The following is a 26,388-nucleotide window of genomic DNA, read 5'->3' as shown; positions in this document are numbered from 1 at the left end:
AGAAAAAAATAAACAAGTCAAACAATTCCATAAAATTCTCATTTTTTCTTCAATAGATGCTTTATTTTTTTAAGATTTCTAAAAAGGCCGCGCCGTATTTTTCTAATTTGCTTTGTCCTACACCTTTGATTTGTAGAAATTCCAGTGTAGTCTGAGGCTGTTTCTCTACCAATTCTTGCAGTGTTTTATCGGAAAAGATCACATAAGGCGGCATATTTTGTTCTTGTGCCAATTCCGAGCGCAATGCCCGCAATTCTTCAAAGAGGGCATCATCTTTAACGATCGTGCGAACTGGCGCTTGCTTGCGAGTGACTGTCCGTTTCCCCAACAATACCTCGATACCTGTTGGCGCGATCTTCAACAGCGGAAATTGTCCTTCCGTCGGTGTCAAAAAGCCGGATGCCGTCAAATAGTCGATCAACTGTGTCACTTCTTTTTGGCTCCAGTCCTTCATCAAGCCGTAAGTCGGCAATTCATCGAAATGCCACTGGCTGATTTTTTGATCTTTGGAGCCGGTCAAGACTTTCCCTATCAATGATTTGCCGAAACGTTCCCCCATCCGTTTGACACAAGATAAAACTTTTTGTGCTTCTATGGTGATGTCGATCACTTCCCGATCATCTAGACAATTGCTGCAGCGGCCGCAATCTGGTCCATCTTCGCCAAAGTAACGTAAAATGTAGCGTTGCAGACACATCTGGGAATGTGCGTATTGACTCATTTCCCGCAGTTTCAAGTATTCGTTTTGTTTGTAATCGATCGCCATTTCCGACTGATCGATAAAAAACTGCTGGATCTGCAGATCGTGAGGCGCAAACAACAGGATCGCTTCACTAGGCAGACCGTCACGTCCGGCCCGGCCGGCTTCTTGATAATAAGATTCCAGATTGCCGGGCACTTGGGCATGGATCACAAAGCGGACGTTGCTTTTGTTGATACCCATACCAAACGCATTGGTAGCTACCATCACTTGGATCCGGTCAAAAAGAAAATCTTCCTGATTCTTTGAACGCTCTTGTTCTCCCATCCCGCCATGGTATTTTCCAACGGAGATATTTTTGCTTTTCAGCAGATGATACAAACGCTCGACTTCTTTGCGGGTACTGGCATAAACGATACCGGCTTGGTTTTGATTGACCCGTAAATATTCCAAAAGATAGGTATCTTTTTGTTCTTTGACCACTTGAAACGCCAGATTTTCTCTGGCAAAACCGGTAGTTACTTGATTTTCTTTCGGAATCAATAGCCGCTGCAGGATATCTTCTGCAACTTGCGGGGTAGCGGTGGCGGTCAATGCCACGATCGACGGTTGCTGATCAAATTGCTGGATGATATCCGCCAGTTTCAAATAACTAGGACGAAAATCGTGCCCCCATTGAGAAATACAGTGAGCCTCATCCACCGCCAATAGTTCGATCGGTACATGCCGCAGTAATTGTTGAAAATCGTAAGACTCTAAACGTTCCGGTGCTACGTATAATAATTTGATCTTGCCGTCTACCGCCAGACGCAAGCGGTCATTGATTTCCGGCATCGTCAACGAGCTGTTGATGAAAGCCGCCGGGATTCCCATCTCATTTAACGCGTCCACTTGGTCTTTCATCAATGAGATCAATGGCGAGATGACCAATGTCAGTCCCTCCAAAACCAGTGCCGGCAATTGATAACAGACAGATTTCCCGCCGCCAGTCGGCATGATCCCTAGTACATTTTGGTGATCCAAGATCTTCTGGATGATCTCCGTTTGTCCCGGCCGAAATTCATCGTATCCGAATTTTTCTTTTAATAATGTCGTTAGTTCCACTTGCTTCCCATCCTTTATCTATCTATTATACGCAAAAATGAAGCGAGGGGAATTTTTCTTTTTATAAAAAAACAGGACATAAGTCTTCTGATCGACAATAGATCGATTCAATAGACTTATGTCTTGATTTCTAATTTCTTGGCACAGATAAACTGCCGATGATATTGTATTTTTTCTTCAAATAGTAACGCACGGCAAACGAAGCGGCACCGATCACGATCAGAATGATTGGATCAACAGTCGGATTGATGGCTGATGGCAGCCATGGTGTACTGCTGAAAATCAAGATCCACAAGAAGAAAGCTGGGACTAAGATCAGCATTGTCTTCCATATCTTCGGACGTTTGCTCTTATCCGCGCCTTTTTGTTCATATTGGTAGATATACTTGTACATCAGGTAGAAGACCCAGCCTCCTGCCATCGACGCCAAGATCAGAGAAAGAAGTCCGTATAGCTGGCCTTGTCCTCTGGAGATAAATGACATCAAGCCTACCATGATCGTCAATAATCCCAGCAATAACAACGTGTTATCCAACCACATCAACACAGGGGTCGATTCTTTGACTTCTTCGGGTTTGTTCAAGATCGCTTCGGTCCGTTCGGAAACTGTTCCGAATAATTGCCGTGCAGTCTTGCCCCCTTTTTGTTCTTTTACTAAAACCGGCAGCATTTCATGCAGCGCGATCGTTTTTTCTTCTTCAGAAAGATTGGCCGCATCTAATGATTTTTTCAAATCAAAAATATACTGCTGATTTCTTTTCGTCAGTGCTTTTTCCAACTCGCGATTTTCTGAAACATACGCGCGCAGAGTTTCTGGTTCCATCGTTTTTCTCCCTTCTGCTCTTGTGTTTCCAGTGGCAATTTTACCATACAGCCTACTGGCATGAACAGTGTTTTTAGACATTAAAACGGAACAACATCACGTCGCCGTCTCGTACTTCGTATTCTTTACCTTCTAAACGCACGCGGCCGGCTTCTTTGGCGGCATGCATGCTGCCGTAGTGATCCAAATCTTCAAAAGAAACGGTTTCGGCACGGATAAAGCCGCGTTCAAAGTCAGTGTGGATGATCCCGGCTGCTTGAGGAGCTTTCATACCTTTGCGGAAAGTCCAGGCCCGCACTTCTTGTTCGCCGGCAGTAAAGTAAGTCGCTAATCCTAACAGATCATACGCCGCACGGATCAATTGATCCAATCCGGATTCTTCGATTCCCATCGCTTCCAAAAATTCCGCTTTGTCTTCGTCATCCAATTCCGCGATCTCTTCTTCAGCACGAGCACAAACCACGATGACTTCCGCGTTTTCGCTGGCAGCAAAATTACGGACTTCTTGGACATATTTGTTATTGTCCGCGTCAGCTACTTCGTCTTCGGCAACGTTGGCAACATATAATACCGGCTTGGTAGTCAACAGGAACAATCCTTTGACGATTTTTTGTTCTTCTTCGGTAAATTCCACAGAACGAGCAGAATGTCCTTCTTCAAGAGCAGCTTTGATTTTTTCCAAAACAGCCAATTCCGCTACAGCTTCTTTGTCTTTGGTTTTGGCAACTTTAGCTACACGGGTATAGCGTTTGTTGATGGACTCAAGGTCAGCTAGAACCAATTCCAGATTGATCGTATCGATATCTTCTAACGGATCTACTCGACCTTCTACGTGGGTGATGTTTTCGTCATCGAAACAGCGGACCACATGACAGATAGCATCCACTTGGCGGATATGGCTTAGAAATTGGTTCCCCAAACCTTCCCCTTTGCTGGCACCTTTAACGATCCCGGCGATATCAGTGAATTCAAAAGTCGTTGGTACGGTTTTTTTCGGATGGACAAGTTCTGTCAAACGCTGTAAGCGCCAATCCGGTACTTCTACCATCCCGACATTCGGATCGATGGTAGCAAATGGATAATTGGCTGCTTCCGCGCCTGCTTTCGTGATTGCATTAAATAGAGTCGATTTGCCGACGTTTGGCAAGCCGACGATTCCGGCAGTTAAAGCCATGGTTTACTTCACACTTTCTTTTCTAGGATTTTTTTCATTTTCTTTTCAAAATCGCGGCGGGTCATCATGACGATGTGTCCGCAATTGGTACATTTTATTTTGATATCAGCACCCATCCGAATGATCTCCCAGCGATTGGCTTGGCAGGCATGGGGCTTTTTCATTTCTACGATATCTCCCAAATCATACATAGGGATTCCTCCTTAGGCTTCATCAAAATGGATGTTCAGGATATCCAAGATCCGTGTCAGATCGTTCTGGGAAAGATATTCGATTTCGATCTTTCCTTTGCCGTCTTTTTCTTGGATCTCGACATTGGTCCCGAATTTATCCATCAAACGCTCTTCGCTTTCTCGCAAGTAGTAAGGTTTAACTTTGGCGATGCGAGGCGTTTTCTTCTCTTCTTTGGCTTCGTTCATTTGCGCGACTAATTGCTCCAATTGGCGGACAGTCAGATTTTCTTTGACACAACGGTTGGCCAGCTTCAAGATCTGGTCTTTCTTTTTCAGACCTAATAATGTCCGAGCTTGTCCCATCGACAGTCGTTCGTCTTGGACCATTTCTTTGACTAATTTCGGCAATGAAAGCAAACGCAGATAATTAGCGATATACGGACGGCTTTTGCCTAGACGTTCCGCGACTTCCGCTTGGGTCAATTTCAGATTTTTCATCAGCATGTCATACGCTTCGGCTTCTTCCAGCGGATTCAGATCTTCCCGCTGCAAGTTTTCCAAAACAGCTACTTGCATCATCGCTTCTTCGTCGAATTCACGGATGATGGCGGGGATCGCTTCTTTAGCTGCTAATTTGGAAGCACGGAAACGACGCTCACCGGCAATGATCTCATAACCTTTGACGGCGGATTTGCGGACGATGATCGGTTGGAACACGCCGGATTGGGCGATAGATGCCGCCAATTCCTGCAAGGAAGCTTCATCGAAAGTTTTCCGCGGTTGATACGGATTAGGGCGCAACTCATTCAACGGGATCTCTACGACGACTTCTTTTTTGACATCAACGTCTTCCAGATTGGCTAAATCCTGGAACAGCGCGTCGATACCGCGGCCTAAGCCCTTGCCTTTATTTTTCACGAGCTAACACTTCCTTTGCTAGAGCTTGATAAACTTCAGCACCTTTAGAACGCAGATCGTAATCAATGATCGACAGTCCGTGGCTTGGTGCTTCGGACAGACGAATGTTCCTTGGGATGATGGTGTCGTAAACTTTTTCTTGGAAATAGCGGCGAACTTCTTCCACCACTTCAGCTCCCAGATTCGTGCGGGCATCATACATGGTCAACAAAACGCCTTCGATCTTCAATGTTGGATTGAAATGCTTTTGGACCAAACGAACGGTATTCAGCAGTTGACTCAATCCTTCCAGCGCATAATACTCGCATTGGACAGGGATCAAGATAGAATCGCTGGCAGTAAAAGCATTGATCGTCAAATGTCCCAGAGAAGGCGGACAATCGATAAAGATATAATCGTAATCATCTTTGACTTCTTCCAACGCTAATTTCAAGCGGGATTCTCTAGCCATCATGGAGGTCAATTCGATTTCGGCACCGGCTAATTGGATCGTTGCCGGTACGATGTCGAGATTTTCACGCGAACTTGGCAAGATCGCGTTTTTGATCGGTTCTTCGTTGACCAATACATCATAGATATCTTTGCTGACATCTGGCTTGCGGATACCGACACCGCTTGTCGCATTACCTTGGGCATCAATATCTACCAGCAAAATCTTTTTGCCGACATATGCCAAACAAGCACCTAGATTTACAGTCGTCGTCGTTTTACCGACGCCGCCTTTTTGATTTGCGACAGAAATTATTCTTCCCATCAAATTTCCTCCTAATTATTCACCTCAACAGACGCGTCTTTTCTTTGAAGAAAAACACATGATCGCCGTCTGTTTATTTGATTGGTTGTTTATTGGGTACACCCGGTTTGCGGGGATATTTTTTGGGCGTTTCTTTTTTCTTTTCGATGACGATAATATGTCGTTCATCGCCGGTGATCGGTAAAAAGATCGCCTTTTCTTCGATAAATTTTCCACCCAGCAGCTTGATAGCTGTTTGAGCTTCTTTTAGTTCTTCTTCGCTCTTGGCTGCTTTCAAAGCAAAAAAGCTGCCGTTTTTCTTCACCAGCGGCAGGCACAGTTCTGCCAATATATTCAGTCGTGCCACGGCTCGCGCAGTCACGTAATCGAATGATTCTCGGAACTGTTTGTTTTGTCCGAAAGTTTCTCCACGGTCATGGTGAAGCTGGACATCTTTCAGATCCAACTCTGTCACTAAGTGGTCAAGGAATGTGATCCGTTTATTCAATGAATCCACGATCGTCACCGAAAGCTCTGGAAAAGCGATCTTCAATGGGATGCTGGGAAATCCAGCACCGGCACCGACATCACAAAGAGATGCTTGCGGTGTAAAATCATCAGTCATCGCCAACGTCAAAGAATCATAAAAATGCTTGAGATAGACTTCTTTTTGCTGAGTGATCGCCGTTAGATTCATTTTTTCGTTCCATTCGACTAAAAGTTCGAAATAACGTTGGAATTGCGCCATTTGTTTATCGTCCAAAACGATATTTTGCTGCGCTAGTTGTTGTCGAAATTCTTCTGGTAACATCTCGTTTTCCTCTCTTTTTTGTGAAACAAATATTTGTTTCACGACTCCTTCTACTTTAACGCAAATGGCGGTTTCTTGCAATGGTTTGAAAGAAAATTTAACAGATAGAGCTGTATTTGAGCCGTTGATATCAAGATTGTTATTCACAAAAATTTTCCTCTTCCATCAAAAGCAGAAACGATCCTTTTCTCAGCCAGTCTGACAACTCGGATTTCATCTAATACCTCAACAAGCTTTCTATAGATAATCACTGTGACTCTTTATCTTCCGTTATGTCTATCGAACTTTGGATGACTATCGCTTATACTTTTTATATAGGGATACGTTGATAAAGAATACATAGTTTTTATAGCAAGTGTTAAAAAATAGATTGGAGTGATGAATAGAAATGCTCAATTTGAAACTGCCTTTTTTGTTACCGCTGCTTGTCCTAGCTGTCGCCAACTTATTTTTGATGTTCCAATTGCCTAGAATAATTAATACACACAGAAAAATGATCGTACCGTCATTGGTGATATCCATCATTATTGAAGCTGTTTTATTGTATTTGATTCTTTTTGTCATGATCTTTGGGTTCAATCGTTAGCCTTAAAGAAAAAATTTAACGTATAGATCCTCTAAGCATAATTACCATCCAACTTAAAAAGCAGCCCCCCAAAGGACTGCTTCTGAAAAACTATTTGACTTGTTCAATGAAATGATCCAGTGTTTCCAAATCATAAAGATTGTGGTTGCATTCTTGGCTGTCGACACAAATATAGTTGCCTTTTTTCGTATAGGTGCCGTCGCCGCCGGATTTAGTAGTCGCTAAAAACATAGCGACTTCTGAAGTATGGTGGCAGATCGCACAGATATTCTTCAAATGATTCGGCGAAAATTGTCCTGAGATCCCTGTTAGTTTATCATCCTGATACAAAAGGATGAACTTTTTCTGACTGCCGGGATCGTTCCAGCCGATATATGAATTTTCCCGCAGGTCCATGCTTTCCCAATTTGGTACCTTCAGCTTTTTCGCTTTGCGGAAAACTTTTTCTACTTGTTTTGCGCTAGGTGCTTTAAATGGGATGACATTTTCTTTGAAATCATCAAAGAAACGCTCAGCTCGGGCTTTGGTCAATGAAGTATCCATGATGAATGCCAGCAATTCTTCTATGATGGCAGTCTTTTCAACAGCGATGGCTTCGATTTTTTCTACAGTCAATGCCTGCATCGTTTCGATCGTTTTCCGGTCATTAACTGATTGATACGCGTTGATCAGTTGATCGACTTGTTTTTTCAGTGCAAAATATTGGTGTGGTTTTATTGTTGGTTGCATATAATATTCCTTTCTTCAAACCTATGACACTTTGAAGAAACCAACAAAGTGTCATACTAACAGACGACACTCAATGATGCAGAAGATACAAGACGTACCATATGACCACCTCCTAAAATTTTTCCGTCCAATTTCTCTGAACAAGATAATAGCCACTTTCTTCTTAAATTGCAATAGAAATGCAACAGAAAAAACGCATCAGCTGATCGAGATGCGTTTTGTGTCTTATTAATACGAACCGTTGATAAAAAAGTTTCACATGAAACAAACTGTCTCCTGTTTCTTGCTGATCAGATCGTCTCTAATTCAAATTCAACGGCCGGAATTTCCAACATTTCTGTCAACACTTGATTCGTGGTTTCATAAATAGTTGGCAACTCACAATCTTTTTTAACAGCGGTGATGGTTTTCATCCCCTTTTTGAAGACTGTCTTGAATGAATCATCAATGATTTGGATCGCTTCTCCTTGTTTCTTCAAGAAAAAGGCTTCTTCTCCAATACCTATAGGCTCGACAGACTGACGCCAGCCATTTTTCAACGCGACGGTCATCACTAAACTTTCGGGATTTAAATCATCTAATGTTTGGCTGTGACTATCAGTAAAATGGGCCGTATACGTGCAGCAGTTCACAAAACCGCAAGCATTGCATCCGCCTTCGATCAAGAACATTTTTGCTGTGATCAATACTTTTTCCATAAGGATTCCTCCTGTTCTTTTGATGCTAGTGTAGCACGTTTTTCCCTAAAAAGACCCTTAAAATCAAAATATCAGCAATAAAATTTTCCTATGGTATCACCTTTAAAAGAAATAAATCACAAGTCCGGCAAATTTTTTCTACTCTTCTGTCTGAAAAAAACATTCTACACTAGAACTCTTCAAAAGCGGTCCAAATTCAAGCGTATTGAAAGACCGCTCAGCTTCATTCCTCCAAACCGCAAGGATCGTCATAGAAACTGTTGGCAAAAACCCTCCGGCGAAATTTTTTCGACAATGGAAATATCAGCATGCAAATCAGACACAGCAATTGGAAGCACCAGATCACTGCCAGACCTGTTCTGTGGAAACGTTCCAGCAGGTATGTATGGCTCAAAAATTCAATGCTGTTGATCATAAATAGATAACAGTAACAGAAATTTTTCAGCTTGATTTTATAAAGTAAACAATAACTGGTAAACCAGTCGATCATCGTGAAAAAAAGCAGCAGGATCTTGCTGATCATCGCCGCATGATCATGGTGTTCCGCCAATCTTTGAAACAGCAATCAAATCGTTGGCAATGGAATGTATATCGTCAACATTGTCAAAAAGAAAAAGACGATAAACGGCATTATTCCCCCCTCCTAATCGCCATTATTATAGCCGCCGCTATTATAAAAAATAAATGACTGATTTAAAATTTTTGATTTTCTTAAAAAAATAAAAAAACATTCTCTATTAATTTTTTTTCGATGATTCAAACAAATCTCTTGCTCTAGAAAGCGGTTGCTAAATAATGGATTTATCAGTACAATTTAGTTATCTTACCAGGAATGAGGAATGAACTATGGGAGACTTTATGATATTTAGTATGTTAGCGATCTATCTTGTATTGCCTTTTTTGTTTTTTGTCGTTTTGTATTTTGTAGTGAAAGCCGCTGTCAAAAACGGCATCAAAGAATCCAACACTGTTTTTATCACAAAAAAACAGCCGACCGATCCAGTCGACTGAAAAACCCTCTATTTTATTGATGATAGCAAAACGCAAGTCTGACTCCTTTTATAATTCTGCTTCCGGCTGATCTTTGGTAAGTATTTCGCTGGTACCTTTTACTTCAAAATAAGTTTCCATCAGTTGTTTCATTTCTTCCATCGCCTGATTGGCACGTGCAGCTTGCTGAGGGTTAATGGACTCGATCACTAGGATCGCTTCGGTCGTTTCTTCCGTCAGCATCGTCCGTTGTGCTTCCCGCCAATTCAGACAACGGCAGATGGCTCCGGCGTCATCATAGTAGATGATCTCTCCCGGCAAAGCAGGCGCGTCTTCTTCAGCTCCTAGAGGCAAGAAATTTTCACCGCCTGTTGCTTGCCCTAAACGCAGATTTCCTTGGATCTTTTCTAGATCTTCACCGCCACAAGGCACCGCATATTTCAGCGAGATACTGTTGTAGATATCCACCAATGGATTGATGGGTGTGAACGCTCTTCCTTGATTGACCCGCTTCAATAATGCTTCGATAGAAGAACGAGCACCTTTTTTTGTTTTAAAACGAGTGAACGCCTCCCGCCATTGCGCTACTACTGGGTTTTGGCTGAATGTTTCTTCTGTTAAGAATTTTTGTGCCTCTTTAGCAGCTTGCTTCAATAAATCACTAAAGTATTCCGTATCTTTCGTCTGATTATTGATATCTTTGATATGCAAAATGTTGATTTGCGCTTCAGGAAAAAGTTCCCAAAATTCCGATTCCACGATTACTTTCATTGTATTTCCTCCTTGATGATTTTTTCCATGATCCAATCCGTCTGTTCGTCTTGCCCTAAAAAGAAAGAGTGAGTGCCGGTTTTGACAAAGTCTCTTTTTTGATAAAAGGCGATCGCTGGTTGATTGAATTCCCAGACCCCCAGCCAGATGACTGTTTTTTGCCGCTGTATGGCAATCTTGATCGCATGTTCCATCAATGCTTTGCCGAGTCCTTGTCCTTTGAAAGATCGTCGTACATAGATCCGTTCGATCTCCAACGCGTTTTCCGCTATCGATTCCGTTTGCGCGTCGCCGCTGTTGATTTTTAAGTAACCCGCTAATTGCTCTTGAACAAAGATAAAATAAAAATCAGACTGCGGATGTTGAAGTTCCCTTGTCAGCTTCTCCAGATCATAGTTTTTCGTTAGGTAATCTTGGAGATCTTTTTCCGTATTCTCCGCACCAAAAGTATCGGTAAAAGTCTCGATGCTGATCTTTTGCAAGTCAGAAAGATCCGCTAATGTACATTTTTTGATTTGAGTCTTCATCTGCATCCCTTTTCTCAATAGTTTCTTTTGTGGCCTTTTTTTACTAGATCCCAATCCACTTCAACATTTTTTCTGATCTTTTCCAGCAACTCGGCGAATTGTTCCGCTTCTTTTGAAGTAAGACCTTTAAGTGCGGTTTGATTGGAATAGTCGTTTTCTTTTAAAATGATCGGTGCTGCCGCTTCGCCTTTTGCCGTTACGAAAAGCCGCTTGATCTTTCGATTTTGTTCATCTGGGCGCTTTTCGATGAATCCGTTTTGCTCCAGCTTCTTGATAGCCCGCGCGGCTGTCGTCCGATCGACTTTGATCATTTCCGCTAATTTATCTTGGATGATCCCGGAATTTTCATAGATCCTCACTAAATAGAGATACTGCCCTCTCGTCAGCATCAATTCCTTGAATTCGATATTAGCGATGGAATCCAACGCTCTGGCAATGATCCCGATGTCCCGCAAAATCTCTGTCATTTTTAGATTCCTCCTATCGGTAAAATCAGTATAAAACCATTTTGTTGTATTTGCAACAAAAAACTTTGTAAAAAAACAGCCGACTATTAAGCCGGCTGTCAAGAGGGGAGAAATGAAAAGTAATGAAAAAAGTTTGGTTAATTGGGTTGAATATAAGATACCGCTCCTAGCTTAAAACAAACTTAACTGAAAAAATCATTTCTTATCCTGTTCCCATGTTTCTCGAGTCAATCTTGTGAAGTGCTCGATCCGCTGTTCTTGAAGTAGCGGTACATCGACTTTTTCCTTACGTTCATAGACAAAGCCGGCTTTTTCTTGTACCCGTTTGGATTTTTCATTGCCTTCGTAATAACCGCACCACATCACTGGGATATCCAGATCCTCAAAGCCGTAACGCAAAATCTCAGCTACCGCTTCCGGTACGATCCCTTGACCCCAATAATCCGCCGCCAGCCAGTAACCGATCTCCGCATCGTGAAATCCCATGAAGGAATGCCGCTGTCCCTGCTCGTTGGTCATAATACCGATACTGCCGATTGCTTTATCAGGCGCATCTTTCAAAGCGATAGCAAACGTCAATTCATCCATCAAAACAGTCTCGATGATCTCACGACTATTTTCCACACTAGTATGTGGGGGCCAGCCCGCCACAGGACCGATCTGCGGATCTGAAGCAAAGCCATATAGATCCTCGGCATCCGTTATTTTCCATGGACGTAAAATCAACCGTTCTGTATAAAGTTCCAAACAGATCACCTTTCTTTTCTATTATCGATCACTTTTTCGCTAAAAATAAAGGAATCGTCCATAAGCCTCGCAGTTCCAAACAACACGCGCTTTTTGGCATTGTCTGTTCAACACTGGCCTATGTCACGATTCCATAGTTTTATTGATTCTTTTCATCAGATTTCCTAGCAAGCTCCTTTTGTGTTTCTGAGAAGTAATTCGCAGTTCCCAGATTCTGCCCTGTAAGATCGATCGTTCCATTTGCCGCTTGACCGCCTTTGTTCAGACCACCAAGGCCTGTATCTACCATTTTGTTCCAGCCCTTCAAAGGATCTTTGCCTTCTGCTCTAAGTTTCGCATTCTTTCTTCGCAGTTCTTCCGCCTTTTTGACTTTCCGTTCAGCTAAATCTTTCTTCACTTCCTCCAACATCTTCATCGCTCCTTCTGCTTTTTAGGGAACCTTTTTAAAAATTATACCATGGTTGCATTTTTATTGACAACGTTTGCTAAGTATTATAGTTCCAATACGCCAGCAATAAAAACCATAAGAAAAATAGCAAATCGCCGAACAACCACCATACCTTTCCATAGAGGGCTTTGGGTATAAAAAAAGCATCGATTACCGCTAGCATCAATACATACAAAACATATAGAATAGCCCAAGAAAAATCTGAGATAACTGCAACCAAAGTAAATAAGAGAATCGTGATCATAAGTACTCTTTTATATAGTTTTTGCAACTTCTCCGGCAATTTTTCGACATTCCTCCACATAAAAATACCCTCCTTTGTAAAAAGAAAATTTCTTGGTAGAACGTAGGTAAGAGAGTGATACAATTAATAAAGTATTTTCTAAAGAAACTGATTAATGAGAAACACACATCCGAAAAAGCCATAACTACGAATAAAGACTTTTTTGATCCCCAAAAGAGCTCTTATATCATTCTTTACACTAGTGTTATGTCAAATTACTATAAAATTAACAAATGTTTTACTTCTCAAATTTTCCAAATAATTACTAATAGATACGCCAAAATCAGTAAAAAATCACTAGTCAGCCAAGATATCTTTCCACCTTCAGCTCTAAAAACAAAGAAAAGATCGATTACGGTCAAAACAATAAAGAATACAAGACTGATGAGCATTTCAGAATGACCTATAAAAAATAAAGCTAAAAAAATAAAATAAATACGGCTGTAAGCAAATTATAATATATATTTTGCAACTTCTCCGGCAGCTTCTTAGTATTTCTCATCATATAAAATACCTTCTTTTTTTAAACGAATTTTCCTTGGCTAAATCATAGCTAAAAAGGATGATACAAGCAAATAAAACGCTTTCCAAAGATCCGTATTCAAATAATTATTTATAGTACAGAAAAAACTCCCAATCAAAAAGATCAGGAGTCGTAAACCCGTTAAGTCCTCTTTCAATGAGGATCAGTATTTTTTTTGAACGCTTGTAAAAGCTCTTGCGTCATTTCTTCAACAAGTTCCGGACGGCCATGAAATTGCGCTGGTGTATTTTGAAAAAGCTGGATCTTCCACTCGTTATTTATTTTGACAGCGACCAACACCTGATGAGCGTTGGCGTCTGTGTTCAACGACTGGTCTTTCCGGATCATCGTAGTAATAGCCCTCAACAAAGCTGTAGTTTCATTCAAAAGAGTGACTTCTTTAACGACGGATAGGTATTTCAATGGCTGATGATGCTGAAAAATTCCGTCAAGATGAACAAAAATCGTTTCCTTCCCGCGGGCAAAACTGCCATCAAAACCAATCATCTCCCCTTCTTCTACAAAACAATCACTGTATGCACGAGCATCCATCTGATCCCAAGCGTCAAGCAGCCGGGTATACAATATTTTGATATCTTCTGTTTCAGTCATTTTCCATCCTCCATTTCCTGAGTTCAAAAATCCGTCAAGCTAAATTATCTTTATTATACTAAGAAAAGCCAAGAAAAATAAGTAACAAACCGCACACATTTCATAGCTTGTAAGATACATGGGATAAGATAAAAAAACATTTTTTTATAGTTAATTAATTAGAATGTTTCACATGAAACATTAACAAATTTCATCGTTAGGGATAAATAGATGTACGCGTAAAATCAAGCATGCAGCATTGCTGTTTCCTTAGACTTAAAAAATAAAAATACTAAAACTACGATATTCACACCTGGGAAAAACCAGCCAATGATCCACCACGGACTGAACCCCGCATCTCTTAAACGCCGAACAATCGCGCTTAAAGACGCTAGAAAATAAAAGATAAACTCAATAACAAACAGAAACACAAAAAAATTTTCGACCGTAGCAACATCAGCATCAAAAAATCCGCCAATAAAAGCTAAAATATAGGACAGGATATAGAAAACAGCGTATAGAATCAACGCATTGGCGATACTTCCCAACCAAAAATTCTTCCGACCGCTTTTTCCTTTATAATCAAACATTTTTCTCCAATAATCAATAATTCCTAACATGGCTTTCCTCATTTCTAGTACTTAAACCCAAAATAAAAAACGTACTATTTATTGTATAACAGGAGTTTATACCACCTATTAACTCATACACAAGAAAAATGCCCATAAAAACGACTGTTCTTCTATAGTGGAAAAACACTTCAGATGAACAGTCATTGATCTTATTAGTAATTACTTTCTAAAACTATTATTTTTTTGTTTAGACACTCCCTAAAAAATCTGAAACAATCAAGATTCATCCTAATAAGACATTTTCCCCGGAATCACTCCCCGCACTCCGCCTTTAGGATCTGGTGTATCGTTGGTATAACGAGGGATCAAGTGGCAATGACAATGAAAGACTGATTGTCCCGCCGCCACACCGCAATTGAATCCAATGTTGTAGCCGTCTGGAGCATACAGATCGTCAAGGTACTCTTTCCCTTTGCGGATCAGCTTATGAGTATCTCTGATCTCAGCTTCTGACAATTCAAAATAGTCCTTCTTATGGGCTTTCGGGATGATCAACAGATGACCCCTAGCGACTGGATTTTTGTCAAAAAAGGCAAAACAAGTACTGTTCTCAAATACGACGTCGTCAATTCTACAAAATAAACAATTTTCCATTGGGATCTGCTCCTTGATGTATAGTTATTTGATAGTTGGATCGTTTTATAGCGCCAAATAAAATCGTTACTATCTCTCAAATCATTATAAGATAACATATAATCTCAATTATGCTCTGCTGTTTTCTGCCGCTCATTTATCGTATCTGTCCAATCCCTCTAAATAAAACCGCAAATACTTCATCAACGCCATGATCCCTTTGAATTGCCGTAATAGCCGCTCATTCAGATTTTCCAGTGCCAGCTGAAAAGAGCCTGCGATTTTGTCATAGTTCTGTTCGTCTAACTCATTCAGCAGTTCCTTCATATTTTCTATATAATAAACGGTTTTTCTCAAGCTGCTGATGACTAGAATTTTACGAAGTTCTGAAATGGAAAATACTCGATAACCGTTTGCGATATTTCTTTTTGAGTGGATCAGTCCTTCTTTTTCCCAGTGACGGATGGCTGAGGTTTTGATCCCGGCTATCTTAGCGGCATCTCCAATAGTCATGAATTTATTTAATTGCACATTTTGGTATTGAGTAAATTCAGTATTTTGGATCATCGTCAAAATCTCTTCCACTCGCTGTTTTTCTGTCTGCATTTGTGCTTGCTGCTGATTTATTAGCCATAGCGCTTCTTCAAATCGGGATTCCTTGATCTCCCTCATAGCTTCATAAACCACAGGTATATCATAGCCTTTCAACAAGACTCTGATAGTCGTAAAAGCTTGTAAATGAATTGCGGTATAGATACGATGACCGCTGTCTGTTCTCGGTACAACAGGTATCAGACCTTGTTCTTCATATCTTCTCAAAGTTGTCGTACTGACATTCAAACGGTTTGCGATCTGCTTTGGGGTATAGGTTTCCATTTCCTGCTCCTTGATTAAAGTAAAACCTTCAAGTGCTACGATAACATATTTCAAATAAAAACACCTATATAAAGAGAAAGCCTGACGAAAAAGCGAAAGATTGCATGAATGTTATATGATAAGAGTAGAAATGATTTAGGAGGAATGAATATGGAGAAGATCATCAGACTGACAGACGGAACAGAATTGAAGGCTGGTCTGACTGGAGATTCAAATGCACCAACATTGATGCTTCCGGTCGCCAAAGAGTCTGTATACGGACAAGAGGCGGAGACCTTAAAATTATGGGGTGTCGATCCTGAATCAGGAAAACATTTTATTGAAGGTCTCGCGGACGATTTTCAAGTTCTTTATTTTGATTACGAAGGACACCGGCTGAAACACCCAAGCCCAGAAAACCTTACTCCAGAACAGTTGGCAAATGATTTTTTGACGATCGCCGATGAGATGGATGTTACGCGATTCAGCTATTACGGTTATTCTTGGTTGGCATTAGCTGGATTGCAGTTAGCCATTCGGACAGATCGTTTGGAAACTTTGATCATGGGCGGTTTCCCCCCGTTAGATGGGCCTTACAAAGAAATGTTGATCGTAACCAATAAAACGCACGAACAGGCTTTGTATAACCAAAAAACACCGAATATTAAAGCCAGTCCTGATGATCCTGAAAAGATCGACTGGGACAATGTACAAGTAAAGATCGATACGGATCAAACAAAACAATTCGTTACGATGTACAAACATTTGATGGACTTTGATGATCGGAACATCCAACAGCAATTAACCATCCCAAGATTGGCATTTGCCGGTGAAAAAGACACGATCGTTTACGGAGAAAACTTTGGCAACGTAACAGTAGATATTGTTGGTCTCCTTCAAAAAAATAAGGACGAGTTAGAAAAACTGGGGTGGGATATAGCGATCCTAAAAGGAACCGACATGGATCACACCAAAGCTATGCAGCCGGCAACAGTCTTGCCGTTGATCAAACCATGGCTGCTCAAAAATGCAGTTTCGAAGAAGTAAAAAATTAGTTGTAAGCATCATGATCGCAAGAAACACCAGATTGACTCCAATGGCGCCAAAAAAGACCGTAACACATGTTCAAGTCCCACAGATTTTTCCTGCGCAGACTTGTAAATCTTTTGTCAATTGGAATGGACGCACTCATCAAATCCATGTTCACCTAGCCAATACCAGCAGCTGCTTAATTTCTGTTCAATCGTTGCCTAGTTTATGGGAATAAATAGGCTATAACAACTGTCTAATAGTAAAAAAAATATCCGAACTATATAGATAATGTTACTGTGTTAAACAGACGCTTTATAATCTATATAATTCGGATATTTCATTTAGATCATCCCTATTTTAGTGCATCGTCATACCGCCAGTAACGTTGATTGCTTGACCGGTCATATAACATGATCTAAAGCTGTGATCGTTCCTTGATTACGTTTGAACGTCACCACGGCATCTTGTAATTCAATTACTGGTCGTTTCTTTGTTTCCATTTTTACCCCTACTTTTCTGTCCAAATCTCTTCTGCGATACTTTTGATCAACGCAATTTTGTTCCATTGTTGTTCTTCTGTTAAGATATTACCTTCTTCAGTTGATGCAAATCCGCATTGTGGGCTTAATGATAAACGATCTAACGGTACGTATTGAGCTGCTTCATGAATCCGGTTGATCACTTGTTGTCGATCTTCTAAGTCGCCATCTTTTGAAGTAATCAAACCTAAGACGACTTTTTTGTCCCCACTGACTTTTGCTAACGGTTCAAAACCGCCAGAACGTTCAGTGTCATATTCTAAATAATAAGCGTGGACATTTTCAGAAGTGAATAATGGATCAGCAACATCGTCATAACCACCAGACGCTGCCCAAGTAGAATGATAATTTCCACGACAAACATGTGTGTTCAAAGTCAAGTCTTCTGGCTGATCCGCTAAGACCGCATTGTTGATCGTTAAATACAGCTGTGCCAATTCTTTTCGAACTTCTTTTTCATCTTTGTCTTCTTCTGCGATGAATCCTTCTGGTAATGGAGCTACTAAAACGCCCCATGTACAATCATCCAGTTGGATCGTCCGCGCGCCAGCAGCATATAAATCAGCAATCACTTGACGGTACGCTTTGACGATGTCTTCAATCAACTGTTCATTCGTTGGGTAAATTTCACGGACTTTTTCGATGATATCTGGGCGTAAGAATTCCACTAGGATCTGTGCTGGTGCTGGAATCGTTTGTTTTACTTCGATCCCTTCACTAGTGTGAGCCCGGGTAAATTTAAAATGCTCTACAAAAGGATGATTCTCACCTGAGATTTTTCCAGTCACGATCACTGTGCCTGGACGCGTTTCTTCTCCATGGAAGAAGTAGCCGTGTTCTGGAACGAAAAATTCCACACCTTGCAGACCCCAGAAGAAATCTAAATGCCACCAACTACGACGGAATTCTCCATCTGTCACAGCTTTCAAACCAATTTTTTCTTGTTTATTGATCAAGTCAATGATGGCTTCATCTTCAACTTTCGTCAATTCTGCTTGGGTGATCTTGCCAGCTTCAAAATCTGTCCGTGCTTCTTTTAATTTATCTGGGCGTAAGAAACTTCCTACGATGTCATAGCTAAATGGCGATGTTGTACGTTTTGTCATAATAAAATTCCTCCATATTTGCTTTGAAAAGATGATGAAACGAAAAAAACATCCATCCCTTTACCTACTGTTTTTACAATAGATAAAGGGACGAATGTTTTCGCGTTACCACCCTCATTTACATTCTTCTCACGAACAATGCCTCAACGGTACCTGTTGATACCCGGTGATATATCGGTCACTTCCCGTTTAGTTTGCGTGAACAAACTAAATTGCTCAGAGCTCATCTTCACTGACTTTTACAATCCCCTTTTTCACCGGCCGGGTTCTCTGTACTCGTTACTTATCAGCTACTCTTCTCTTCAAAGCTTCATTATTTGTTCACTATAATTACATTTAATATTTATCTTGTCAATACTTTTTTCACTTGTTTTTTAAAATAATCATTACTACTCGAATTACATTATAAAAATAGTACTCTCGAAAAATTAGATTTTTTGTCTAACTTTTGGGATACCAAGACCAATTTTTCTCTAATCTCTACACAAATATTAAAAAGGAAACGCCGAAACGTTTCCTCTAAACAAATGATATTACATTTACGCTGATTCCTGTACTTTCGCGATCCGTCCTTGCTCGATATAAACCATCAAGATACTTAGATCAGCTGGGTTGACGCCGCTGATCCGGCTGGCTTGCGCGATAGTTTCCGGTTGGATTTTTTGCAGCTTTTGTTTTGCTTCAGTGGCTAGCCCGTTGATGGCTGCATAGTCGATATTTTCAGGGATTTTTTTCGCTTCCATCCGTTTTAACTTTTCGACTTTTTCCATGGCTTTTTTGATATAGCCTTCGTATTTGATTTGGATCTCGACTTGTTCGATCTCTTTACCTGTCAATTCGCCGTTTTCAGGGATGAATTGCAGCAATTCTTGGTAGCTGACTTCGGGACGGCGCAGGAATTCATTGGCCAACACACCGTCTTTCAGTAAAGCTGAGCCTTTTTCTTGTAAGAAGGCTTGGACTTCTGGTGTTGGTTTGATTCGGATCTTCGACAGCCGTGCGATTTCTTCTTCAACAGCGGCTTTTTTCTTCAAGTACGCTTGGTATTGTTCTTCTTGGACTAAACCGATCCGGTGACCCATTTCCGTCAAACGCAAATCCGCGTTGTCGTGACGCAAGATCAGACGGTATTCCGCCCGTGAAGTCAATAAACGATAAGGTTCATTGGTTCCTTTTGTCACCAAATCATCGATCATTACACCGATATAGCCGTCGCTGCGTTTCAAAATCAGCGGTTCTTTGCCTTGAACTTTTAAACCGGCATTGATTCCGGCGATCAGACCTTGGCCGGCAGCTTCTTCATAACCGCTAGTACCGTTGGTTTGTCCGGCGGTATACAGATTTTCGATGACTTTTGTTTCTAATGTCGGACGCAATTGATGAGGTACTACCACGTCATACTCGATAGCGTAGCCGGTCCGCATCATTTCTACGTTTTCCAGTCCAGCGATGGAATGCAGCATTTTAACCTGTACATCTTCCGGCATGGACGTAGACATTCCTTGTACGTAGACTTCTTCAGTATTCAAGCCTTCTGGTTCCAAGAACAATTGGTGGCGAGGCTTGTCGGAAAAGCGCACGATCTTATCTTCGATCGATGGGCAGTATCTTGCGCCTACGCCTTCAACGATCCCAGTAAACATCGGTGCCCGGTGCAGATTGGCTTGGATGATCTCATGGGTGGTTGGGTTCGTATAGGTCAACCAGCACGGTTCTTGATCCAATTTATAGGCGCTGTCTGGTGTGCTGTAACTGAAATGGTTCGGTTCTTTATCACCAGGCTGGATCTCTGTCACGCTGTAATCAATGGAGCTGGATTTGACCCGCGGCGGTGTTCCTGTTTTAAACCGCGCGATCTCAAAACCAAGTTCCTTCAAATTGTTGGCTAGACCGACAGAGGGTTGTGAATTGTTGGGACCGGAAGAATATTTCAATTCGCCGATGATGATCTCACCGCGAAGTGCGGTCCCGGCAGTGATGACTACCGCTTTGGCACCATAACGAGCGCCGGTATTGGTGACCACACCTTTACAAACGCCGTCTTCTACGATCAGTTTTTCCACCAATCCTTGACGAAGGGTCAGTTTTTCTTCTTTTTCAATAGTGTGCTTCATTTCTTCCGCATACGCGTGTTTGTCCGCTTGTGCCCGTAAAGCCCGGACAGCCGGTCCTTTACCGGTATTCAGCATCCGCATTTGGATGTAGGTTTTGTCGATGTTTTTGCCCATCTCGCCGCCTAACGCATCGATCTCTCTTACTACCACACCTTTGGCTGGTCCGCCGACAGATGGGTTACAGGGCATGAATGCTACCATATCTAAATTGATCGTCAAAAGCAGTGTCTTGTTGCCCATCCGCGCGTTGGCCAATGCGGCTTCTGAACCGGCATGTCCGGCGCCGACGACGATCACGTCATACATTTCTCCTTGATATTCCATGATTTTCTCCTTTGTTTAAAATGCTGAGTAGTTGCAGCTGAAAATTTAATAATGTACTTGCCGATCTCCGTTAAATGACTTGGGAAACTGCTGATATCTTGTTTATTTTCCTAAACAGAATTGGCTGAACAGCTGGGTGATCAATTCGTCCTGTACACTGTCACCGACGATTTCTCCTAAATAATCCCAACAGCGGGTCATGTCGATTTGGACTAGGTCTACCGGCATTCCCAGCGCGATACCGTTGCTGACTTCTCCTAACGATTGGCTGGCTTTTTCTAACAATGCGATATGGCGGGTATTGGAAACGTAAGACGCGTCCTTGTCTCCGGCTTGACCGGCAAAGAACAGATCCGCGATTGCTGTTTCCAATTGATCCAAGCCGTCGTTTTTGACAACTGAGATTTCCAAAATGCTGTCTGAACCAGTATATTCCGTCAATTCTTCCCGATCCAATCGGTTAGGCAGGTCTGTTTTGTTCAGCAAAACGATCCGCTTGCTGTCTTGGGTCAGTGCCAATAATTCACGGTCTTCTTTAGTCAATTCCTCGCTTTGATTCAAGACCAACAGTACCAGATCCGCTTCTTTCAACGCTTTTTTACTGCGTTCCACACCGATTTTTTCAACTTGGTCTTCAGTTTCCCGGATACCAGCTGTATCGATCAGCTTCAAAGGTACGCCTCGAACGTTCACGTATTCTTCGATAACGTCGCGGGTAGTCCCTTCGATGTCTGTCACGATGGCTTTTTCTTCATTCAGCAATAGATTCAGCAAACTGGATTTGCCCACGTTTGGACGACCGATGATAGCGGTGCTCAAGCCTTCTCGCAAGATCTTGCCTTGCTGAGCCGTGATCAGCAGCTGCTGGATCTGAGCCTGTACGTGGTTTGCTTTTTCTTGGAGTAATTTTGTAGTCAGTTCTTCTACATCATCGTATTCCGGATAATCGATATTGACTTCCACTTGCGCCAGTGTTTCCAAGATTTCTTGACGCAATGCCCGGATCAAATGAGACAGATTGCCGTCTAATTGATTCAGCGCCAGATTCATTGCCTTGTCGGTCTTCGCCCGGATCAGATCCATCACCGCTTCTGCCTGTGACAGGTCCACACGACCGTTTAAAAAGGCCCGCTTGGTAAATTCCCCCGGCTCTGCTAAACGCGCGCCTTGGCGCAGCAACAGTTGCAAAATCTGATTAACAACGACGATCCCGCCATGACAGTTGATCTCAACGACATCTTCTCTTGTAAAGGTCTTAGGTGCCCGCATCACAGAAACCATCACTTCATCTAAAAGCTGATCGCCCTTTGGATCAACGATATGTCCGTAATGGATGGTATGAGAAGGGACTTGGTTCAACTGTTTGCTGCCGGAACGATAAACTTCGTCAGCGATCTTCACCGCGTCATCGCCGCTTAAACGAACGATACTAATGGCGCCTTCTCCCGGTGGTGTCGAGATCGCCGCGATCGTATCAAATTCTTTGGTTATTTCAGCCATTTTCTTCTCCTTTGCACAAAAAAAGTGCCTACTCCACCCCTTGAAAAAAAGGGGTGGACTGAGCACTTTGACTGCTAGTCTGATTGAATTCTGGACATAGATTAGCATAATTTTCCGCCTGATGCAAGGGCAGCCGGCGGAAAAGCTGTTTCCCGACAGTAGTTTTAAAAAGAATTTAAACTGTCGGCTGACAGTTTGATTTTAGCTGAAAAGCTCCACGGAAAAACCGCTTTGTCAAACAGCTAAAGGCTATCTGCCGCTGACTATTCAGCTACTTCAGCCAAGAAATATTTTTTCTTACCTTTACGGATCACGACATATTTGCCATCAAACGCCGCAGACGGATCGATAGCAAACGTCAAATCAGTGATCCGGTCGCCGTTGATACTGATAGCGCCGTTTGAGACATCTTCTCGAGCTTGGCGTTTGGATGGTTCGATCTTAGTTGCTACTAACAGCTCTACGATGTTTTCCGGAGTGCTGGAGATAGTAACTTTTGGCATCTTGCCGAAGCCTTGTTGGATCTCTTTGGCAGTCAAGCTCTTGATATCGCCGGAGAACAATGCTTTAGTGATCCGTTGTGCTTCTTGCAGATCCTCTTCACTGTGGACGAAACGAGTGACTTCTTCAGCCAAACGACGTTGCGCTTCTCTTTTTTCCGGTTCTGTTTCGACTTTTTTCGCTAATTCTTCGATCTCTTCTTGTGACAAGAAGGTAAAGTATTTCAAGTATTTCACTACATCCCGGTCATCTTGGTTCAACCAGAATTGGTAAAATTCGTAAGGAGAAGTCTTCTCCGCATCCAACCAAACAGCGCCGCCGGCAGTCTTACCGAATTTCGTGCCGTCTGCTTTTAACATCAATGGGATCGTCAAACCAAACGCTTGGGCTTCCGCTCCTTCGGTTTTTCTGATCAAGTCTAAGCCGGCAGTGATATTGCCCCATTGATCCGCGCCGCCGATCTGCAATTGGACATCGTATGTCTTGTATAAATGTAAAAAGTCGACAGACTGCAGGATCTGATAAGTGAATTCAGTAAATGAGATCCCCACTTCCAAACGGCTGGCAACGATGTCTTTTGCCAGCATCGTGTTGACATTGAAGCTCTTACCGTAATCCCGCAAAAAGTCCAACAATGACATTTTAGACAGCCAGTCGTAGTTGTTGACGAAGCTGATGTTCGCGCCTTCTCCAAATAATTTGCGCATTTGTTGGGTCAATGCATCCACGTTTTGTTGTACTTGTTCCATTGTTTGCAAGACCCGCTCTGTTTTACGGCCGCTTGGATCACCGATCGTTCCAGTACCGCCGCCGATCAAAATATACGGATGATGTCCGGCTAGCTGGAATCGTTTCATCATCATGAACGGGATCAAATGTCCGATATGCATGGAATCGCCGGTAGGATCGACACCGCAATAAAGAGAGATGCTCTTTTCTTCCACCAGTTTGCGCAGCTCTTCTTCATTGGTCTGTTGGTTTATGGCGTCACGCCATGTTAATTCATCAATAATGTTCATTTTTTTGCCCTCCATTTTTTTGAAAGCAGGAATCTTATCACCTGCCGAATACTGATCAGAAAATTTACCAAATAAAAAATCCCTTAGCCAAAAACAGCTAAGGGACGAATAGTCGCGGTACCACCCAAATTGTACACTGCATCTGCAGTCTACCTCTCTAACAGTTAACGCTGTCGCGCGGCGCTGTCGCCGAAGACTCGCAAAATGTACTTCGTTTTAAAGCATGTACTAGTTTGCAGCACCACTAGCTCTCTTTGACATTGGCTTTATCCCTACTTCGTTTTGGTCGTTGTCTTTTCAGTATAATTACCTCTAATCATAGAATCCCCCGTTTCGTTTGTCAACAAATTTCTTTGATCGAAGTCTAAGGGCTGTTTTTAAAAGCGGTTGGTTTTGACCCTGGCTGGCAAGGTCCATAGCAAGAAAAAAATCCCAATGCTGTCAGAGAAAGAACGTTACGTTGTTTCATCTTTAGCATTGGGATATCTATTTTAAAGATAGTTCAAAAGGATCCTGCTTTTATGCTTCAGCAGTTTCTGCGATCGTTTCGAATTGTGAATTGTATAAAGCAGCATAGTAGCCGTTTAAAGCAATCAATTCATCATGTGTTCCTTGTTCCTTGATATCGCCGTCTTGCATGTACAAGATCTTATCGGCGTCTTTGATCGTCGACAGACGGTGAGCGATCACGAAGGATGTCCGGCCTTGCATCAGATTGTTCATCGCTTCTTGGATCATTTCTTCTGTACGAGTATCGACAGAAGAGGTTGCTTCATCCAAGATCAAAATCGGTTTGTCTGCCAAGATCGCCCGTGCGATCGTCAGCAGTTGTTTTTGTCCTTGAGAGATGTTGGAAGATTCTTCGTTCAATTCCATGTTGTAGCCGCCTGGCAATGTCTTGATAAAGTGGTCTACGTGCGCGGCTTTCGCTGCGGCGTAAACTTCTTCATCGGTTGCTTCCAAACGTCCATAACGCAGATTGTCCATGATCGTTCCTTTGAACAACCAAGTATCTTGCAAGACCATCCCGATGTTTTCCCGCAAATCAGAACGGTTGAAATCGCGGATATCATGTCCGTCAATCTTGATAGCTCCTGAATTGACGTCATAAAAACGCATCAGCAGTTTGACCATCGTGGTCTTACCAGCACCCGTTGGTCCAACGATCGCCACCGTTTGTCCAGGTTCTACGTGCGAACTGAAATCATTGATGATGATCTTATCAGGTGTATAACCGAAGTGAACGTGATCGAAATCGACCATTCCTTCTGCTTTACCGATTTTAACTGGATTTTCAACTGTTTGATCTTCTTCCTCTTCTTCCAAGAATTCAAAGACCCGTTCTGCTGCCGCAGCCATTGATTGCAACATGTTGGATACTTGTGCCAACTGAGCGATCGGTTGTGTCAGGTTGCGGACGTATTGGATAAAGGCTTGGATATCACCAACTGTGATCGATCCGTTATACGCCATCACACCACCGACGATCGCTACTGCTACATATCCTAAGTTACCGACAAAGTTCATGATCGGTTGCATCAAACCAGAAAGAAATTGTGATTTCCATGCGGATTTGAAGAGAACATTATTTTGTTCTTTAAATTCTTGCAATGCATTTTCTTCGTCATTGAACAAACGAACGATATTGTGTCCGCCGATCGTTTCTTCCACTTGACCGTTGATGACCCCAAGATATTCTTGTTGGGTCTTAAAGTGTTTTTGCGAATTTTTTACGACGATCGCGATCAAAATGATAGAGATCGGTACGATCAAGATAGCCACACCGGTCATTTTCACAGAGATCGACAGCATCATCACGATAACCCCCACCACTGTAAAGACCGAAGTAATCAATTGGGTGATGGATTGGTTCAAACTTTGTCCTAATGTGTCCACGTCATTGGTTACGCGGGAAAGAACGTCACCGATCGTCCGGCTTTCAAAGTAGTTCATCGGCATGCGGTTGATCTTTTCAGAGATTTCTTTCCGCATCCGATAAGTGACTTTTTGCGAGATTGTTGACATGATCCAGCCTTGGATGATCCCAAACAGGGAAGCCACCAGGTACAAGCCCAGCATAAACAGCAGGATACCGCCGATTTTTTCAAAGTCGATGCCGCCGGTCCCTTGATACTTCGCAACTAATCCTTCAAACAATTCTGTGATTGCTTTAGAAAGGATCTTAGGACCCCAAATGTTGAAAATAGTCGAGGCCATCGCAAAGATGATCACAAAGAAAACAGGAATTTTATAAGCACCGATATAAGATATCAGCTTTTTGACGGTTCCTTTGAAGTCTTTGGCTTTCTGTCCGCTGCCCATACGACCGCCGGGACCGCCGAAGCCGCCACGAGGGCGATTGTTTGTTTGTTTTTCACTCATTTATTTCGCTCCTCC

At 42.2% G+C, this 26,388-nt stretch carries 28 protein-coding genes and 1 other annotated feature; of the genes, 3 read left to right on the top strand and 25 right to left on the bottom strand.

Annotation, left to right across the window (positions count from 1 at the left end):
* Nucleotides 1-61: 61 nt before the first annotated feature.
* The 7 genes from recQ to rsmG form a co-directional block, all read right to left on the bottom strand.
* On the bottom strand, nt 62-1,804 hold the full coding sequence (gene recQ, locus EFB00_RS06190; protein WP_122646007.1) for a DNA helicase RecQ: 1,743 nt from the start codon (nt 1,802-1,804) through the stop codon (nt 62-64).
* A 130-nt stretch (nt 1,805-1,934) separates the two neighbouring features.
* On the bottom strand, nt 1,935-2,627 hold the full coding sequence (locus EFB00_RS06185) for a DUF1129 domain-containing protein (RefSeq protein WP_122646006.1): 693 nt from the start codon (nt 2,625-2,627) through the stop codon (nt 1,935-1,937).
* 73 nt (nt 2,628-2,700) lie between these two features.
* Complete coding sequence (ychF, locus tag EFB00_RS06180) at nt 2,701-3,801, bottom strand: redox-regulated ATPase YchF (protein ID WP_122646005.1); 1,101 nt, start codon at nt 3,799-3,801, stop codon at nt 2,701-2,703.
* A gap of 8 nt (nt 3,802-3,809) precedes the next feature.
* Nucleotides 3,810-3,992, bottom strand: coding sequence for a DUF951 domain-containing protein (locus EFB00_RS06175; protein ID WP_122646004.1), 183 nt, complete (start codon nt 3,990-3,992; stop codon nt 3,810-3,812).
* A gap of 12 nt (nt 3,993-4,004) precedes the next feature.
* Entirely contained in the window at nt 4,005-4,892 is an 888-nt protein-coding gene (locus tag EFB00_RS06170; protein WP_122646003.1) for a ParB/RepB/Spo0J family partition protein, read from the bottom strand.
* Nucleotides 4,882-5,646, bottom strand: a complete 765-nt coding sequence (locus EFB00_RS06165; protein WP_122646002.1) for a ParA family protein — start codon at nt 5,644-5,646, stop codon at nt 4,882-4,884. Before EFB00_RS06165 ends, EFB00_RS06170 begins: the two co-directional genes overlap by 11 nt.
* Before the next feature lie 73 nt (nt 5,647-5,719).
* The gene (gene rsmG, locus EFB00_RS06160) at nt 5,720-6,436 is read right to left on the bottom strand and encodes a 16S rRNA (guanine(527)-N(7))-methyltransferase RsmG (protein ID WP_122647053.1); all 717 of its coding nucleotides are present in this window, start codon (nt 6,434-6,436) and stop codon (nt 5,720-5,722) included.
* A gap of 388 nt (nt 6,437-6,824) precedes the next feature.
* On the opposite strand from rsmG, the gene EFB00_RS06155 reads away from it, so the two are divergent.
* Nucleotides 6,825-7,022, top strand: coding sequence for a hypothetical protein (locus tag EFB00_RS06155; protein WP_122646001.1), 198 nt, complete (start codon nt 6,825-6,827; stop codon nt 7,020-7,022).
* Nucleotides 7,023-7,112: 90 nt separating this feature from the next.
* Here the strand turns inward: EFB00_RS06155 and EFB00_RS06150 are convergent, their stop codons facing one another.
* From EFB00_RS06150 to EFB00_RS06140, 3 genes are all read right to left on the bottom strand, one after another.
* Nucleotides 7,113-7,751 carry a FusB/FusC family EF-G-binding protein gene (locus EFB00_RS06150; protein ID WP_122646000.1) on the bottom strand — a complete coding sequence of 213 codons (639 nt, stop codon included), beginning with the start codon at nt 7,749-7,751 and terminating at the stop codon, nt 7,113-7,115.
* A gap of 290 nt (nt 7,752-8,041) precedes the next feature.
* Nucleotides 8,042-8,449, bottom strand: coding sequence for a DUF4809 family protein (locus EFB00_RS06145; protein ID WP_122645999.1), 408 nt, complete (start codon nt 8,447-8,449; stop codon nt 8,042-8,044).
* A gap of 223 nt (nt 8,450-8,672) precedes the next feature.
* Nucleotides 8,673-8,999: a hypothetical protein gene (locus tag EFB00_RS06140; RefSeq protein ID WP_241153412.1), complete on the bottom strand. Its 327-nt coding sequence runs from the start codon at nt 8,997-8,999 to the stop codon at nt 8,673-8,675.
* Between the two features lie 296 nt (nt 9,000-9,295).
* Here EFB00_RS06140 and EFB00_RS13430 point away from each other — a divergent pair, with 296 nt between their 5' ends.
* Nucleotides 9,296-9,460: a DUF6019 family protein gene (locus EFB00_RS13430; protein WP_164709401.1), complete on the top strand. Its 165-nt coding sequence runs from the start codon at nt 9,296-9,298 to the stop codon at nt 9,458-9,460.
* Between the two features lie 48 nt (nt 9,461-9,508).
* Here the strand turns inward: EFB00_RS13430 and EFB00_RS06135 are convergent, their stop codons facing one another.
* The 10 genes from EFB00_RS06135 to EFB00_RS06085 form a co-directional block, all read right to left on the bottom strand.
* Nucleotides 9,509-10,210 (bottom strand): B3/B4 domain-containing protein, encoded by a 702-nt coding sequence (locus EFB00_RS06135; protein ID WP_122645998.1) that lies wholly within the window; start codon nt 10,208-10,210, stop codon nt 9,509-9,511.
* On the bottom strand, nt 10,207-10,737 hold the full coding sequence (locus EFB00_RS06130; protein WP_122645997.1) for a GNAT family N-acetyltransferase: 531 nt from the start codon (nt 10,735-10,737) through the stop codon (nt 10,207-10,209). The genes EFB00_RS06135 and EFB00_RS06130 overlap by 4 nt, the downstream gene beginning before the upstream one ends.
* 14 nt (nt 10,738-10,751) lie before the next feature.
* Complete coding sequence (locus EFB00_RS06125) at nt 10,752-11,204, bottom strand: MarR family winged helix-turn-helix transcriptional regulator (protein ID WP_122645996.1); 453 nt, start codon at nt 11,202-11,204, stop codon at nt 10,752-10,754.
* Between the two features lie 195 nt (nt 11,205-11,399).
* On the bottom strand, nt 11,400-11,960 hold the full coding sequence (locus tag EFB00_RS06120) for a GNAT family N-acetyltransferase (protein ID WP_420889750.1): 561 nt from the start codon (nt 11,958-11,960) through the stop codon (nt 11,400-11,402).
* Nucleotides 11,961-12,090: 130 nt separating this feature from the next.
* The gene (locus tag EFB00_RS06115) at nt 12,091-12,360 is read right to left on the bottom strand and encodes a hypothetical protein (RefSeq protein WP_122645994.1); all 270 of its coding nucleotides are present in this window, start codon (nt 12,358-12,360) and stop codon (nt 12,091-12,093) included.
* Nucleotides 12,361-12,436: 76 nt separating this feature from the next.
* Entirely contained in the window at nt 12,437-12,703 is a 267-nt protein-coding gene (locus EFB00_RS06110; RefSeq protein ID WP_122645993.1) for a hypothetical protein, read from the bottom strand.
* A gap of 655 nt (nt 12,704-13,358) precedes the next feature.
* Complete coding sequence (locus EFB00_RS06100; RefSeq protein ID WP_122645991.1) at nt 13,359-13,817, bottom strand: SgcJ/EcaC family oxidoreductase; 459 nt, start codon at nt 13,815-13,817, stop codon at nt 13,359-13,361.
* Between the two features lie 224 nt (nt 13,818-14,041).
* Entirely contained in the window at nt 14,042-14,416 is a 375-nt protein-coding gene (locus EFB00_RS06095; RefSeq protein ID WP_164709435.1) for a DUF805 domain-containing protein, read from the bottom strand.
* A gap of 240 nt (nt 14,417-14,656) precedes the next feature.
* The gene (locus tag EFB00_RS06090) at nt 14,657-15,022 is read right to left on the bottom strand and encodes an HIT family protein (RefSeq protein ID WP_122645989.1); all 366 of its coding nucleotides are present in this window, start codon (nt 15,020-15,022) and stop codon (nt 14,657-14,659) included.
* A gap of 132 nt (nt 15,023-15,154) precedes the next feature.
* Complete coding sequence (locus EFB00_RS06085; RefSeq protein ID WP_122647052.1) at nt 15,155-15,877, bottom strand: MerR family DNA-binding transcriptional regulator; 723 nt, start codon at nt 15,875-15,877, stop codon at nt 15,155-15,157.
* A gap of 150 nt (nt 15,878-16,027) precedes the next feature.
* On the opposite strand from EFB00_RS06085, the gene EFB00_RS06080 reads away from it, so the two are divergent.
* Nucleotides 16,028-16,903 (top strand): alpha/beta fold hydrolase, encoded by an 876-nt coding sequence (locus tag EFB00_RS06080; protein WP_122645988.1) that lies wholly within the window; start codon nt 16,028-16,030, stop codon nt 16,901-16,903.
* Between the two features lie 493 nt (nt 16,904-17,396).
* On the opposite strand, the gene EFB00_RS06075 is transcribed toward EFB00_RS06080, so the two are convergent.
* The 5 genes from EFB00_RS06075 to EFB00_RS06055 all read right to left on the bottom strand — a co-directional run bounded on the left by EFB00_RS06075 (nt 17,397) and on the right by EFB00_RS06055 (nt 26,373).
* Nucleotides 17,397-18,533 (bottom strand): 5-methyltetrahydropteroyltriglutamate--homocysteine S-methyltransferase, encoded by a 1,137-nt coding sequence (locus tag EFB00_RS06075; protein WP_122645987.1) that lies wholly within the window; start codon nt 18,531-18,533, stop codon nt 17,397-17,399.
* Between the two features lie 539 nt (nt 18,534-19,072).
* Nucleotides 19,073-20,971: a tRNA uridine-5-carboxymethylaminomethyl(34) synthesis enzyme MnmG gene (mnmG, locus tag EFB00_RS06070; RefSeq protein ID WP_164709434.1), complete on the bottom strand. Its 1,899-nt coding sequence runs from the start codon at nt 20,969-20,971 to the stop codon at nt 19,073-19,075.
* 102 nt (nt 20,972-21,073) lie between these two features.
* On the bottom strand, nt 21,074-22,471 hold the full coding sequence (gene mnmE / locus EFB00_RS06065) for a tRNA uridine-5-carboxymethylaminomethyl(34) synthesis GTPase MnmE (protein WP_122645985.1): 1,398 nt from the start codon (nt 22,469-22,471) through the stop codon (nt 21,074-21,076).
* A gap of 263 nt (nt 22,472-22,734) precedes the next feature.
* On the bottom strand, nt 22,735-23,991 hold the full coding sequence (gene tyrS / locus EFB00_RS06060; RefSeq protein ID WP_122645984.1) for a tyrosine--tRNA ligase: 1,257 nt from the start codon (nt 23,989-23,991) through the stop codon (nt 22,735-22,737).
* A gap of 97 nt (nt 23,992-24,088) precedes the next feature.
* Nucleotides 24,089-24,290: a binding site (T-box leader), on the bottom strand.
* A gap of 220 nt (nt 24,291-24,510) precedes the next feature.
* Nucleotides 24,511-26,373, bottom strand: coding sequence for an ABC transporter ATP-binding protein (locus tag EFB00_RS06055; RefSeq protein ID WP_122645983.1), 1,863 nt, complete (start codon nt 26,371-26,373; stop codon nt 24,511-24,513).
* Nucleotides 26,374-26,388: the final 15 nt, after the last annotated feature.

It is taken from the genome of Enterococcus mediterraneensis, assembly GCF_900604485.1.
In the GTDB taxonomy this organism is placed as follows: domain Bacteria; phylum Bacillota; class Bacilli; order Lactobacillales; family Enterococcaceae; genus Enterococcus_C; species Enterococcus_C mediterraneensis.
Note: the sequence above shows the minus strand (reverse complement) of the source record. Positions and strands in the feature narration are given on the sequence as shown.